The organism is Betaproteobacteria bacterium (genome assembly GCA_016709965.1).
In the GTDB taxonomy this organism is placed as follows: Bacteria; Pseudomonadota; Gammaproteobacteria; order Burkholderiales; family Rhodocyclaceae; genus Azonexus; species Azonexus amarohabitans.
Window position 1 is genome coordinate 1,176,365 of record JADJLT010000006.1, and the last position, 14,118, is coordinate 1,190,482.

Annotated in this window: 13 protein-coding genes, 1 tRNA gene and 1 pseudogene; 12 read left to right on the forward strand and 3 right to left on the reverse strand. The window is 58.4% G+C overall.

Annotation, left to right across the window (positions count from 1 at the left end):
• The 11 genes and pseudogenes from rplT (at nucleotide 1) to IPJ12_20130 (ending at nucleotide 8,408) form a co-directional block, all read left to right on the forward strand.
• Complete coding sequence (rplT, locus tag IPJ12_20080) at nucleotides 1–360, forward strand: 50S ribosomal protein L20 (GenBank protein ID MBK7649393.1); 360 nt, start codon at nucleotides 1–3, stop codon at nucleotides 358–360.
• A gap of 69 nt (nucleotides 361–429) precedes the next feature.
• Nucleotides 430–1,476: a phenylalanine--tRNA ligase subunit alpha gene (gene pheS / locus IPJ12_20085; GenBank protein ID MBK7649394.1), complete on the forward strand. Its 1,047-nt coding sequence runs from the start codon at nucleotides 430–432 to the stop codon at nucleotides 1,474–1,476.
• 21 nt (nucleotides 1,477–1,497) lie between these two features.
• Nucleotides 1,498–3,873 (forward strand): phenylalanine--tRNA ligase subunit beta, encoded by a 2,376-nt coding sequence (locus tag IPJ12_20090; GenBank protein ID MBK7649395.1) that lies wholly within the window; start codon nucleotides 1,498–1,500, stop codon nucleotides 3,871–3,873.
• A gap of 14 nt (nucleotides 3,874–3,887) precedes the next feature.
• The gene (locus tag IPJ12_20095) at nucleotides 3,888–4,190 is read left to right on the forward strand and encodes an integration host factor subunit alpha (protein MBK7649396.1); all 303 of its coding nucleotides are present in this window, start codon (nucleotides 3,888–3,890) and stop codon (nucleotides 4,188–4,190) included.
• Complete coding sequence (locus tag IPJ12_20100) at nucleotides 4,174–4,551, forward strand: MerR family transcriptional regulator (GenBank protein MBK7649397.1); 378 nt, start codon at nucleotides 4,174–4,176, stop codon at nucleotides 4,549–4,551. The genes IPJ12_20095 and IPJ12_20100 overlap by 17 nt, the downstream gene beginning before the upstream one ends.
• 35 nt (nucleotides 4,552–4,586) lie before the next feature.
• Nucleotides 4,587–4,663 (forward strand) — tRNA-Pro (locus tag IPJ12_20105).
• 370 nt (nucleotides 4,664–5,033) lie between these two features.
• Nucleotides 5,034–5,270 carry a helix-turn-helix transcriptional regulator gene (locus IPJ12_20110; GenBank protein ID MBK7649398.1) on the forward strand — a complete coding sequence of 79 codons (237 nt, stop codon included), beginning with the start codon at nucleotides 5,034–5,036 and terminating at the stop codon, nucleotides 5,268–5,270.
• Complete coding sequence (locus IPJ12_20115; GenBank protein MBK7649399.1) at nucleotides 5,267–6,625, forward strand: HipA domain-containing protein; 1,359 nt, start codon at nucleotides 5,267–5,269, stop codon at nucleotides 6,623–6,625. Before IPJ12_20110 ends, IPJ12_20115 begins: the two co-directional genes overlap by 4 nt.
• Before the next feature lie 158 nt (nucleotides 6,626–6,783).
• Nucleotides 6,784–7,461, forward strand: coding sequence for a hypothetical protein (locus tag IPJ12_20120; GenBank protein ID MBK7649400.1), 678 nt, complete (start codon nucleotides 6,784–6,786; stop codon nucleotides 7,459–7,461).
• A gap of 97 nt (nucleotides 7,462–7,558) precedes the next feature.
• The gene (locus IPJ12_20125; GenBank protein ID MBK7649401.1) at nucleotides 7,559–8,314 is read left to right on the forward strand and encodes a type IV toxin-antitoxin system AbiEi family antitoxin; all 756 of its coding nucleotides are present in this window, start codon (nucleotides 7,559–7,561) and stop codon (nucleotides 8,312–8,314) included.
• Nucleotides 8,307–8,408 (forward strand): annotated as a pseudogene (locus IPJ12_20130) (nucleotidyl transferase AbiEii/AbiGii toxin family protein). The gene IPJ12_20125 and the pseudogene IPJ12_20130 overlap by 8 nt, the downstream one beginning before the upstream one ends.
• Before the next feature lie 196 nt (nucleotides 8,409–8,604).
• On the opposite strand, the gene IPJ12_20135 reads toward IPJ12_20130, so the two are convergent.
• Both IPJ12_20135 and IPJ12_20140 read right to left on the reverse strand, forming a co-directional pair.
• On the reverse strand, nucleotides 8,605–9,474 hold the full coding sequence (locus tag IPJ12_20135) for a nucleotidyl transferase AbiEii/AbiGii toxin family protein (protein ID MBK7649402.1): 870 nt from the start codon (nucleotides 9,472–9,474) through the stop codon (nucleotides 8,605–8,607).
• Complete coding sequence (locus IPJ12_20140; protein ID MBK7649403.1) at nucleotides 9,462–10,544, reverse strand: hypothetical protein; 1,083 nt, start codon at nucleotides 10,542–10,544, stop codon at nucleotides 9,462–9,464. Before IPJ12_20140 ends, IPJ12_20135 begins: the two co-directional genes overlap by 13 nt.
• A gap of 448 nt (nucleotides 10,545–10,992) precedes the next feature.
• Between IPJ12_20140 and IPJ12_20145 the strand changes: the two genes are divergently transcribed.
• Complete coding sequence (locus IPJ12_20145; protein MBK7649404.1) at nucleotides 10,993–11,316, forward strand: hypothetical protein; 324 nt, start codon at nucleotides 10,993–10,995, stop codon at nucleotides 11,314–11,316.
• On the opposite strand, the gene IPJ12_20150 is transcribed toward IPJ12_20145, so the two are convergent.
• Entirely contained in the window at nucleotides 11,317–14,094 is a 2,778-nt protein-coding gene (locus IPJ12_20150; protein MBK7649405.1) for a conjugal transfer protein TraG N-terminal domain-containing protein, read from the reverse strand.
• Nucleotides 14,095–14,118 lie beyond the last annotated feature (24 nt).

Below are 14,118 nucleotides of genomic sequence, written 5' to 3' on the forward strand. Positions count from 1 at the left end.
ATGCCTAGAGTTAAACGTGGTGTAACAGCTCGCGCTCGTCACAAGAAGATTCTCGTTCAGGCCAAGGGTTACCGCGGTCGTCGCAAGAACGTATACCGCATTGCCAAACAGGCGGTGATGAAGGCTGGTCAATATCAGTACCGTGACCGTCGTCAACGCAAGCGTCAGTTCCGTGCGCTGTGGATTGCTCGTATCAATGCCGCTTCTCGTGAGCTGGGCATGAAGTACAGCACCTTCATGAATGGTCTGAAGAAGGCCAATATCGAAGTTGACCGCAAGGTCCTGGCCGATCTGGCCGTCTTTGATCAGCCGGCTTTTGCCGCTCTGGCCGCACAGGCCAAGGCACAGCTCGGCGCCTGAGCGAAAGCTTGACGAAAAAAAGGAGGCGCAAGCCTCCTTTTTTGTTGGTGGTTTTGTAGGTGGAAGTCTATGGATAATCTTGATCAAATCGTTAGCGATGCCAAGGCGGCGTTCGTTGCTATTTCTGACCCGGATGCGCTGGAACAGGTGAAAGCCCGTTTTCTCGGCAAGACCGGACAGATCACAGAACTTCTCAAGGGCTTGGGCAAGTTGCCCGCAGAAGAGAAGAAAACTGCCGGTGCCGCGATCAATATCGCCAAGACTGCTATCGAAACGGCGTTGAACGCGCAACGCGAAGCGATCCGCAAGGCGGCGCTGGAATCCCGCTTGGCTGAAGAAGCGCTGGATGTCACGCTGCCCGGTCGCGCCGAAGCGCGCGGTGGCCTGCATCCGGTGACGCGCACCCTGGAACGGATCGAATCCTTGTTCGCTTCCATTGGTTTCGAAGTCGCCGACGGCCCGGAGATCGAAGATGATTTCCACAATTTCACGGCCATGAACACGCCCGAGGATCACCCGGCTCGTTCGATGCACGACACTTTTTACCTGCAGAACCGGGACGGTACTTTTGCCGAAAAGGTTTTGCTGCGCACCCATACCAGCCCGATACAGGCTCGCTACATGCAGGCGCATGTGGCCCGCTACGGTCAACTGGAAAAAATGCCCGAAATTCGAATTATTGCGCCAGGTCGAGTCTATCGTGTTGATTCTGATGCGACGCACTCGCCGATGTTCCATCAGGTCGAAGGCCTGTGGGTGGGCGAGGGTGTTTCCTTCGCCGATCTGAAGGGTGTTATCGCCGATTTCCTTAAGAGCTTCTTCGAGACCGATGACCTGACGGTGCGTTTCCGTCCTTCATTCTTCCCGTTTACCGAGCCTTCCGCCGAAATTGACGTCGCCTTCATGAGTGGCGCGCTGAAAGGCCGCTGGCTGGAAATCGCCGGTTGCGGCATGGTGCATCCGAACGTGCTGCGCATTGCCGGCATCGATCCGGAAAAGTACACCGGCTTCGCCTTCGGCTTCGGTCAGGATCGCCTGACCATGCTGCGCTACGGCGTCAATGATCTTCGCCTGTTCTTCGAAGGCGACCTGCGTTTCCTGCGTCAGTTTGCCTGACCTACATATTGAGTCACGCTCATGAAATTCTCTGAATCCTGGCTGCGTACCCTCGTCGATCCGAAACTGACGAGCGCGGAACTCTCTCACCTGCTGACCATGGCTGGCCTCGAAGTCGAGGAACTGGACCCGGTTGCCCCTGCCTTTGATAGCGTTGTCGTTGCTCACGTGCTTGAAGTCGTCAAGCACCCCGATGCCGACCGCCTGAATGTCTGCAAGGTCGATACCGGTAGCGGCACGCCAACCACCATCGTCTGCGGCGCACCGAATGTCGCCGTTGGTCTTAAGGTCCCCTGTGCTTTGCCCGGCGCCAAGCTGCCTGGCGATTTCACCATCAAGATCGCCAAAGTGCGCGGCGTCGAATCCTCAGGCATGCTGTGTTCAGCCAAGGAGCTGGGTGTTGCCGAAGAAGCGTCAGGCTTGCTGATCCTGCCGGAAGACGCGCCAGTTGGACAGTCCATTCGTCAATATCTTGAGCTTGATGACAACGTTTTTGAACTGAAGCTGACGCCAAATCGTGCGGATTGCCTTTCGCTTCTCGGGATCGCCCGTGAAGTGGGCGCAATTACCGGCGCCGTGACCAGCCTTCCCGTCGTTCCAGAGATTCCCGCCAGCATCGCTGACGCCCGCGCCATCGTGCTTGACGCAGCTGAAGCCTGCCCGTTGTACTGTGGTCGGGTCTTCAAGGGCGTCAATGCCAAGGCGCCGACGCCGGAGTGGATGAAGCGTCGCCTGGAGCGTAGCGGCATTCGCGCCATATCGGCGTTGGTCGATGTCACCAATTATGTGATGCTTGAACTTGGTCAGCCGTTGCATGCTTTTGACAACACGAAGCTGCAAGGTGCCGTGCATGCACGCATGGCTAGACCTGACGAAAAACTGTTGCTGCTCAATGAGCAAAACATTGCAGTTGATGCTGATGTGCTGGTGATTGCCGATGAAACCAAGCCGCTGGCTATGGCGGGCATCATGGGTGGCGAAGAAAGTGGCATTACGCTTGAAACGACCGAACTATTCCTCGAGTCAGCCTTTTTCGCGCCGAAGGCCATCGCTGGACGTGCTCGTCGCTACGGTTTTGGTTCGGATGCCTCGCATCGCTTCGAGCGTGGCGTCGATTTTGGTGGCGTGCGTCGTGCCATCGAACGAGCAACGCAGCTAATTCTCGACATCTGCGGCGGTCAGGTTGGCCCTGTTGTCGAGGCAAAGGCGGCGATGCCAGCTCGCAACCCCGTTCGCCTGCGCACGGCTCGTGCCGAGCAAGTTCTCGGTCTGACCTTGGGTGCAGAGCGCATTGCCGGGCTGTTCACGGGTCTCGCGCTTTCTTTCGAACGCCAAGGTGATGATTTCCTGGTGACACCGCCGTCGTGGCGCTTTGACATGGAAATCGAAGAAGACCTGATCGAGGAAGTCGCTCGGCTGTATGGTTACGACAATATTCCTTCTGTCGCTCCGCGTGGCCCGCTAAAAATGCTGGTTCAGCCGGAAGCGCGGCGTCCGGCCTATCGTGTTCGCCAGATGTTGGCTGATCGCGGCTATCAGGAAGTGGTTAACTTCGCTTTCGTCGAGGAGGCCTGGGAAGCAGATTTCTCTGCGAATGACGACCTGATTCGTCTGGCCAACCCAATCGCCAGCCAGATGGCGGTGATGCGCTCAAGCCTGTTCGGCGGCCTGATTTCAAATCTTGTCACCAACCTGAAACGCAAGCAAAACCGTGTCCGCTTGTTCGAGGCCGGGCGCATCTTCCGTCGTGATGACAAAGGTGGCGCCGTCGAAGGCTTCCATCAGCCCTGGAAACTGGCAGCACTGGCCTACGGCGGTGCTTTGCCGGAGAGTTGGGGGAGTGATGCGCGCAAGGTCGATTTTTACGATATCAAGGGCGACCTTGAAGCCTTGCTGGCGCCAGCCAAATTGCGTTTCGAGAAGTTGCATCACCCTGCGCTTCATCCCGGGCGTGCCGCCCGGGTGTTGATCGATGGTAACGAAATTGGCTGTATAGGCGAACTTCATCCCGAGTGGGTTCAAAAGTATGACTTGCCACAGGCCCCTGTGCTTTTCGAGGTTGATTTCGATGCGGTTAAGCTTGCTCAGGTGCCAGCCTATGCAGAGGTATCCAAGTTTCCGCCGGTGATCCGTGACTTGGCGATCGTGGTTGACCAAAGCATCGTTTTGCAGACCTTGCTTGATAGGCTGAAAAGCCAGATTTCTGGCTTGATTCAGGACATTCAGTTGTTCGATGTTTACGTTGGAAAAGGCGTCCCCGAAAACAAAAAAAGCCTTGCATTCCGTATAGTTATGCAAGATACTCAACGCACTTTGCAAGATTCGGAAGTTGATGCTGCAATGCAGCAACTGGTGGCCTGTTTCGAACAGGCATTCGGTGCTCAACTGCGTGCCTGACGGAAATAATAAAGATGACGCTAACCAAAGCTGAGCTCGCTGATCTGCTTTTCGAAAAAGTCGGTCTCAATAAGCGCGAAGCCAAAGACATGGTCGAAGCTTTTTTTGAAGAAATCCGCAACTCGCTGGAAACCGGTGACGGCGTCAAGCTTTCAGGCTTCGGCAACTTCCAGTTGCGCGACAAGCCGCAGCGTCCGGGCCGCAATCCGAAAACGGGTCAGGAAATCCCGATCACGGCGCGCCGCGTCGTAACATTTCACGCCAGCCAAAAGCTGAAGTCAGACGTAGAGCTTGCCTTCGATGGAACCGCGGCATAAAACCCCCGGCGGTGACGAACTGCCGCCCATTCCTGCCAAACGTTACTTCACCATTGGTGAGGTCAGTGAGTTATGTGGTGTCAAACCACATGTGCTGCGCTATTGGGAGCAGGAATTCAATCAGCTCAAGCCAGTAAAGCGACGCGGGAATCGACGCTATTACCAGCACCATGAAGTTCTGCTGGTACGACGTATTCGTGAGCTTCTTTATAATCAGGGCTTTACCATCAGCGGTGCCAGAAATCGTCTCGATGAGGGTGGTGCAGTAGATGTGGCTGTGGTCAATGCTTCGGAAGCTACCTCTATGCCGGGTGGCTTACGTGGAGAATTGCAATCGATCATTGAGATGTTACAGCTTTGAATCTGACATTTTTTTGTCTATAATGGCCGGCTTGTCGGGGCGTAGCGCAGCCTGGTAGCGCACTTGCATGGGGTGCAAGGGGTCGCGAGTTCGAATCCCGCCGCCCCGACCAATAGAAACAAGCAGTTAGCCCAGTCTTCGGACTGGGCTCTTTGCTTTTTGGAGTACAGGGGAACGATTGGGGAACACTTGGCAGGCGCTACCCCGTCGCAGAGGGTAGGGGCGTGCAGCCATCGTTCCGCGGCGTAGGTGGCTCTCATGTCCGCCATGTGCAACGCACCACTGGCGTTCAGCCTATATAGGCGCCCTGTTGGATGCGCTGGCAGCAACTGCCCGGAAAATTCCTGACTGATCATAGTGGCCAAGGCGCGGCCATTGTGAGGCAGGGCTCAGCAAAAATAATCAACGATCGTTGAGTTTTCTTGCAATCAGCACGAATGCCGAGCAAAATTCAATGATCGTTGATCATTGATGGAGAGGGCATGTTGGACAGAGACCTGGGTATCTCCTCTGTCGCCGAACTGGGCGAGATCGTTCGGGTCGTTCGCAAGGAATCGGGCCTGACGCAACGCGATGCTGCAGCGCTGTGCAACGTCAGTCTGCCATTTCTAAACGGCCTGGAGCAAGGAAAGCCCACCGCTCAGATTGGAAAAGTGCTGGCGGTCTGCAATCGCTTCGGCATCGAGATCAGGCTGCGACTGCCGGGTGAAGCCGTATGACCGCCTTGACCGTCTCGGCCAACGGCATCCCGGTCGGAACCCTTGAAGTCGAGGAGGGGTGCTGGAAATTCGGCTACGCGACCGAGTGGAACGCTTATGCCCTCTCCCCCAATTTTCCGTTGACGATCCGGGTATTCAAGGACTCCGCAGAGGCTAGGCCGGTCGAATGGTTCTTCGAGAACCTCTTGCCCGAAGGCCGGTTGCGGGATTTGATGGCTGCCCGGGATCGGATCGACCCGCGGGATACCTGGGCCCTTCTGATTCGGCATGGACAGGACACGGCGGGTGCTCTTTCACTGATCCCAGAAGGAGTCGAAGCCGCGACAGAGGAAATCCTGGTTCCGCTACCATCAGTGGCGCTTCAGGAAAAAATCAAGGCATCCCGGACGCGCAATCTTCCTCTGATGGCCTCCTGGGAAGAAATCCGCATGTCCCTGGCCGGTGCCCAGGAAAAACTAGGGCTACGTATCGACGCCAGCGGAGCGATGTTCCTTCCCGAAGGTTCGGCACCATCGACCCACATCGTCAAACCGGAGAATGCCAGCGCGGACTTTCCCCACTGTCCAGCCAACGAATTTTTCTGCATGCGCCTTGCCCAGGCGTTGAAGGTTCCGGTACCTACCGTGGGCCTGCTGCATCTACCGGAGCCGCTTTATGCCATTGAGCGGTTCGACCGGGAGGCATGGGCAGGCGGTGGGGAGACGGCGGCTGGCCAAGCCTTTCGGCGAATCCACCAGATCGATCTCTGCCAGGCCTTGGGCGTGGCGCCGTCGAAGAAGTACGAGAGCGAGGGGGGGCTAGGGCTGCATCAGCTGTTTGCGGTGCTTCGGGGCGCCTTCATCGAACGCCCCATCGTAGCCGCCAATGCAGTGATCCAGTGGGTCGTCTTCAACTACCTGATCGGCAACCTGGACGCCCATGCCAAAAACATTGCCTTCCTGATGCGAGGGCAGAAGGCTGTGGTGGCGCCGTTTTACGACATGCTCTGCGTCGAGGCCTATCTGCCTCGGCAAACCCTGTCCATGGCCATCGCCGGGGAGAACAAGCCAGGCTGGGTGGAAGGGCTGCACTGGGATGCGATGGCCTACGAGGCCGATGTGGCGCCAAGGCTCGTCCGCGGCGTCTTGTCACGGATGAGCGCCGGCTTGCCGGAAGCCATTGCCCAAGTAATTGGAGATGAACGGCTACTGCCGGTCGAACGAGATTTTCTGCGAGAGAAGGTGCTGCCCGTTATCGAGGAGCGAAGGGTATTCGTCGCCGAAGCGCTCAAGTCCCGGCAGTCGACAATCAATGAACTGCTGACCCGCCGGGAACTCGATCCGTCAGTCGTAGAGCGTTTAGCGAAGCGTTCATGATTGTCTGTTTTGAGATACGAATGAGGGCAGTCTTCCATGGCTTCAGGATGAGTTCCTCCCATGCTGTCTCTAGATGTCCGAAATAGATCTACAAGTTTCGGACATGTCTTTTTGCCAACTGTCTGAAAAAATTATACAAATATCGGACAAGGAGTCCCATGTCTGATCTCAAATCCGCCATCTCATCGAAAATCAATGCCGCCGGTCCAGGCCATGTCTGGGTGCCGACCGACTTTGCACATCTCGGCAACCGTGATGCAATCGACAAGACGCTCCAGCGCATGGTGCTGGCGGGTTACCTGCGGCGTATCGATCGAGGTTTGTACGACAAGCCCAGCATCAATCGTTTGACCCAGCGTCCCAGCACTCCCGACTATCGCGCGATTGTCGATGCCATCGCGCGGCGCGACCAACTGCGTCTGCTGGTGGATGGGATGACCGCCGCCAACGATCTTGGCCTGACGGATGCCGTCCCGGCTCGTGTCACCATTCATACCGACGCACGTCGCCGGGCGATCAAACTCGACAAACTCGTCATCGAATTCAAGCAAACCGCCCCCAGTCGCCTTTATTGGGCTGATCGTCCCGCCATGCGAGTTGTGCAGGCCCTACATTGGCTGAAGGACACGCTGATCTCCGACCGTGACTGCATCGTGAACCGACTAAGCCAATTGCTCGTCGATTCCACCCAAAGGGTCGCGATCTGCCAGGACCTGCGCGATGGCTTCAACGTGCTGCCGACGTGGATGCAAAGTCTGGTCCGTGATCTACCCGGTTGCGATCCGCTGGGCGCCTTACCCATGACCTTGCCGGCGCGTAAACGACACCATGATTAGATTTTTTAGCATGAGTCATATTCAACAGGTTGGTTGCGTTCAAAATCTAATCACCCTCAACTGTTTTGCTTGAAGTTTGTGCTATTGTTCATGTGTTATGAGAACTGTAGAACATTCGTTAATCAAGCGCGTTCAGACTGAACTGCCACGTGGTGCACCGTTCGATCTCGTCGACCTCGAACGCCTCGGTGTGTCTGCCAAGTTGGCCGCCTACTATGCATCTGCGGGCTGGATAGAGCGCTTGGGGTATGGTGTATACGCGTTCCCCAATGACGAACTGAATGCCCTTGGAGCGATCAAGCTACTACAGAGTCGAGTGGACGGACTACACCTCGCCGGAAAGAGCGCACTTGCGCTGCAGGGCGTCCGCCACAATATTGGCCCCCGTGAGCGCCTGGTGCTGTGGGGAAATGTACGCTTCTCGTTGCCGGATTGGTTCTCCATGCGATTTCCCGCACGCTACGTCTGGGCGCGACTCTTTGATTGGCCGGATGAGTCACTGGATGTTCAGAGCCTGACCACGCCGCCGGGTGTGACCGATGGCCTGAAAGTTTCGGCCCCTGAACGGGCGGTTCTCGAGATGCTGTATGACGTGGGGACTCACCAGGGGCTCGAAGAGGCACGTAACGTCTTCGATGGCTTGCGGAATCTGCGCAAGGAGATGCTGGGCAAACTGCTGGCGTGTTGTACCAGTGTCAAGGCTGTGCGCCTGTTCCTCACATGGGCTCGTGAAACCCAGGTTGCAGATGCCGATGCCTTGCTGCAGCAGCATGCCTTGCGGGTGGGTAGCGATAAACGCTGGATGTCGCGTCTCAAGGACGGCACGCTATTGACTCTCAAGCCTCATGGATAAGGCCTATGCCGATACCGTGCGCCTGCTGCTACAGGTGGCACCCGATGTGTTCGCCAATGAGATCTTCGCAATGAAAGGTGGCACGGGCATCAATCCCTGTCGGGATGGCCGCTCCCATAGCTTGTCGCTGCATCCCTGCACGAGCCCTGGAAAACCCGCGTAGATACACGATCTCCGGGATATCGGTCATCCCTTTCTTCCGTAGAAAAGCCGGAAGAGCCTAAATTTTTCGATGCCTCGAAAACGCTGGATTGTCAGTTTGCGAATAGCCGCCGCGGCAGATATGGCACTCATCCCCTCAATCCTAGTGCGCGCAACCAGGCATCTACCTGGCCGAAGGCGTCTTGCTGCCATTGATCGGGGGAGCGATCGCCCAGGATGTTCGTGTCTTCCACGAATCGACGCACGCATGTCGGCCCAAAGCCATCGACGGTATCGAACTTACCAGCGATGAAGTCGTAGCCGGCTGCACCGCTGGCATGATCGAGGAGCGGCCGACATTCCTCGGCGAGCGTCTCCGGACCTCCAGGATAGTTCCGGATGCAGTAGTAGATGTCGTAGGCATCTTTCTGCTTGTAGCGCCCTTCAATGGCATGCCCCTTCATGGCAAGAAGGGCAGGGATCGAACACACCGCGATCTCGACGCGGTTCATGCCGCCGGCAGGCATCGGGCCGGTGATCGCAACCAACTGATAGAAGCGAACGGCCAAGTCCGCGCCGTCTGCTTTTTGTACCGCGAAGTCGCTGATCAGCGGCGGGACATTCTTGACGATCTCGGCATCCCGGGGCATCAGGAAATCGACAATGATGTCGATCGGAGCGCCGCCATCTTCAGTGGGGACTTGGCGAACGAGCTGAAAGCGCCGAAGCTCCCGACGTTGCTGATAGCCATGGCCCCGTAGAGCGTCGATGAGCGTAGCGTATTCGCCATCGCCCAACGCTTCCGCGTCCAACCCAAGATCCACATCGAGCGTGCCGACATGCGGCATGTCCTCGTTTCCGAGCAGCAACCATGGGACCGCGCCACCGATGATGGCGAATTTTCCTTTGAAGCTTCCCAGGATCTGGCCGATCTCGACCAGCACCGTCTTCACAGCTGCTGTCGTGCGATCGTCGTAGTCCGCCGCGGATTGCGGCTCATGTGGCGTCATTTCGGCCATGTCAGCTTCTCGCGGCGCAAATGGTCGGCCGCCTCTCGGCCCCGCTCGCCAGCGGCGGCCAGATCGAGATAGGTCTGGACCGGGCTGGTGCAGATTGCGCTTGGCGCCGGCTCGACAGTGTCGCGGAGCAGACCGGGATCTTTGAGCAGGGTCACCACCACATTTTCGCCTTTGGAGACCGAGGACAATTTCAATGCGGTTTGGAGCCGTTCGAGGCCGGCGTCGTCCGCATAGAAGTATTGCGTACCGGTTCGGCCATACGGCGCCAGCCAGTGGGCCGCCGAGAAGGACGCGAAAGCAGCCTGACCTGTCTTGCGATCTGAGTTGAGCACTTGGCGCGCAACTTCTTCAAAAGCGCTGCCATGCAACGTCGTATAGAAGGTCATGCGCTTGCCGGGTGGTGGCTCGTAGTCATCTCGCCAGGCATCCAGCAATGCCTCAGGCTCAGACAGAAATAGGCCATCGTCGGACACTTGCGCCCATTCCCGGTCAAGCAGACCGGCGCGTACGTTGCTAACGTGGCCGAGGCTGACATCAGCCATCTCCGCCAGTTCGGTAACCCGCCAGGCCCGGCTGGGCTTTCGAAGCATCACCCGCAGCACCTGGGCGGATTTCGGTTTGAACAGCGACCTGAGTTCGCGCCGCTCGACAACCGGTCTGCTCGCCACTTGACGTTCGATGAAGACCGTGTCGAACAGCAAACGGGCATTGCCTTCCAGGTCAAGAAAGCCGACCGCTTGCTCACCACACAGTGCTTGGGCTTCGGGCGACAGATAGGGAGCAATGAAAACGGCCGTGGCATCCTGCGCGTGATGAGCCACGTAGTTGCGCAACTGGAGCAGGGCCATCCGAACATGGCGCGGCTGGCCGTTGGCCTTCACCTCACAGACCAACGCATGGCGCCGACCGGATACCTCGATATGCGCCACGATGTCGACGCCACGATCAGGCCCAAGGGACTCCTGTTCGATGTCCACGAGCTTGATCACGGGCACTTGCTGCAGCAGCAAACGAAGTGCTTCCGCAGCACGGTCTTCCAACGGTTTCATTGAGTCAGGCGCTTTCAGCATTCGCTGAAAGTACCATCGGTAGTGAAATTGTCAAGTGGTATTTCACTCAATTAGCGACTTTCAACGAACGTTGAAATCGCGTAGGTTGGTGAAATTGACTTGCTGAGCCCTTCCGGGAGCTCTGTCTCCTGAGGCCTGGGGCTATGACCTCATACGCTGGTGCCCTCCATGCTTCTCGCTGTTTCCACATGCTTGCCGCTGCCGATAGTGCTCAGAACCTTGGGAGGGAATGTCGGGGAAGGAACGAGAGCTGAAATTTGGGGGTGCCGCAGGTGGTACGTGTATTGCCAGATGAAACGTAATGTTCGCTGCGCAGTGAATATTGGTGTTTGAGCGAATAACTAAAGCTCCCCGAATTTCTGGGCCTTGGTAATGGTGATGCACGATCGGTCGCGTCTGGGATTTGAAACTCTTGTCATCAGAGGTAGATTCAATCTAGGAGATCGAAATGAGAAAACTGATTTTCATAGGCTTCGTTGCCGCCGGGATGGCCCTAGCGTTGATGTTTGGCATCAAGGAGGACTGGGGCACGCGTTTGGTGCTCATGTTCTTTGGGGCGGTTGCAGGAGGTGCGGTGGGTGGCGCCCTATCGGGAATTGGGCGGCAAGCGAAGCGCAAGCCTTCGCCGGAGATCGACGCCTTGCGCGGACATGGTACGGCGGATGAAGATCGAATGGACAACTACTGGCGTGATGAAGATCATCCACCCTTCATGAAGCCAGCGTCCCCCGACATAAAGACGCATGGGGGGACAGGCGGCATGCTCGAATGACTAGCGGTCCTTGCGAAGGAGGTCTTTGACCGCATCCTTTACGGCGGTGGCAGTCGTGGCTGCGTCATTCTTCACTTGATTCGCGGCGCTCCCGAGTAGGGACTTTTCCGTGGACAAGGTGCCGTCCTCGGTCTTCACGATTCTCGCCTTGGCATCGAATTGCGGCGAAGCCGCCTCGGCCTGTTGCTTGATGCTATCGCCTTGCTCTCGTACTTCGTCGCGGATGGGCGATGACGGGGCAGGGGAGGGCTGATGTGCGGCCGTGCGATGGGCTTGAGCTGCCTTTGCACGGTTCGCGGCGTTGTTGGCGGCCAGATCCGGTGATAGTGCAGGATCGTTGGACTGGCGCTGGTGCAGATCTCGAACATCGTCGAACGAGCTTGGCATCGCTGCTCCATCGGAGAACACCCGGTTCGGCTTGAGGCCTTGCCGGGCCAGTTCCGCATCGAACATGGTCAACGCAGCCGCGCTGTCGCCTCCGTACCGTTCCGCGTAGCGCAGGAACATGTCCATGTTATGGGGATCCTGGGCAATGTCGATCGAGATCGCCTCACCCTTGTCCTTGGCTACCGAGAGTCGCTCCGCGAAAGCCGTTCTGGTCGCAAGACTCGCATCGGCGCGCTCTGATCGGGTGACAGCACTGGAGAGTCGCGCCGACAACTCCTGCGCCTCCCTCTCGTCATTGGAGATGCTCGTCATGACGCTGGTGTCGCGCGAGACGCGGTCGCCAAACTGCTTAAACTCGGCTATCTGATCCTGGGTGAGGTTGCTCAATACCTTCTGTTCATTCGCAGATAGCCCAGTCGAGTAGCTCTTCCCGCCGCGGGCCTGGAGTTCAAGACCGGCCACAGGTGAATTGAAACCAAGACGTCCCGCTACGCCGAAAGCGATCTGTGCCACCTGGCTCTGGGTCAAACCCGTGCTGTTCGCCACGTTCTTCGAAATCTGATCCAGCCGGTTCAGCGTCTCGCCCATCTGCTCAAAACTGCTGGAGGCCGTACCGCTGCTGTGTCGAGATGACCGTAGCTTTGCCAAGCCTCGCGTAAATGTCTCCGAGAGCGCAGCTGATCGCTCGGTATTCGCAGCAATTGCCTCGCCACGCGCGGCGTCGGCTTGCCGACTGGCCTGCGTCACGTCCTGCTCGGACACGCGCATCGAGACCATTCGGGATGCAAATCCCTGGTTGCGCAGCAGGCTGACGGCGGTTCGCCCGGTCAGCGCATTCGACGAGAACGTGTTCCCGCTCAGATCGTTTTGCCAACTGCCCATGAAAGCCGACGTGCGGTTGGGCGCCAACTGCATCTGGTCCATCCCCACGTTCCCCATGGAAACGTTGCCGACGGTAGCGGCCGACGTTCCCCCCGAGATCATCGCCTGCAGGCCCGACAGGCCACCGACCAGGGCCGTCCCGAAGTTTTCCATGCGCTTCAATGCGGCCCAGGCGATGAAGGGAATGCTGATCGCGAGGTAGCCGACGACGGCCTCGCCCGAAATCGCGCGCGAGTAGATCGTCGAGGCTGTCTGCAGGGCCAACGCCTTGGTGCCCGTTCCGAGATCCGCCGCGGCCGCCAGATCGTAGGCCGCGTAGATCGAGGCCATGTAGTTGAGGATGGCGTAGAGCGGCGGCCAGAGCTGGATCCAGATGAGCACGGCGGCGTAGCCCTTGAAGGCCAGCATCGTCTCGCGACCGCTGGTGAGCAGGAGCAGCAGCACGAACAGCGGGAACATCGCGTAGGTCACCGCCTCGACCACATTGCGGAAAACCGGCAGGGCCTGCTCGGCCACCTTGCCGTAGTTGAGCCAGGTCGCGTTCTGCTGGGCCACGGCCTGGGCCCGCCCGACGGCGAGCACCATGGCTGCTGGATCGTTGACCTTCTGGCCGACGATCTTGCTGGTGTCCTCGATCGCGTTGAGCATGGCGTTCTGCCGGATGAGGTCGGCCGCCGTGGACGAGGCAGTGGCGATACTGTTCTTGAGATAGGCCTGCTGGATTTGGCCGGCGATGGCCGCCGCAGCGGCGGCGCCCGGCAAGGTCGGGTTGAGCTGGAAGGCGAGCCGCCCCTGGATACGAGTGATCTGCGCCGGCAGTCGCCCGTTGAGGCTCTGGTAAACGTTGGGGCAGGTGTCGACCCCGACGCTGCCACCCGCGGCGGTCAGCGTGGAAAAGCGCGCCGGATTGGGCGAGGCCATCAGCGGCCAGACATCATCCGAGGCGGAAAAGACTGCCGGATCGAGGGTGCCGTCGATCAGGTCGTAGGTCGTGCAGTTGTGGATGAAGTTGATGAGGTCCGTACGAAACGCCGGGTCCTGGAACACCACGTTGCCGGTCTCTCGGATCAGGCGGTTGCCGAACATCAGGCCGTTCTGCTGGTAGCTCAGCTCAGCCGGGAGTGCCCCCGCGCCCGGGATGACCAGGAAAGCCGTCTCGAAGAGGCCGGTCAGTGTGTTGCCGATGGTACTTGTGAGGCTGCCCAGCACGGCGACCCCGAAGGGCACATTGTCGACCACCTTGACCGCGGCGCCGCCGGTCTTGTCCACGATCCCGATGGTGACCTTCGGTACGATCAGCACCGAGAACACCAGCACCACCGTGCCCAGCCACTTCCAGCCCTGCAGCTTCTCTGGGGCGAATGCGTAGGCGATGAGCGCCGCAACGAAGCCGCAGAAGGCTACGGCGGCGACCGCCGCCGCATAGTCGCCCGATGCATGGATGGCAGCGGCGGCATTGAAGACACCGAACAGGCTGTCGGCATTCTGGTAAGCGTAGATTTCCCACATGGCGCTCCGTCTCCTCGCGCAATC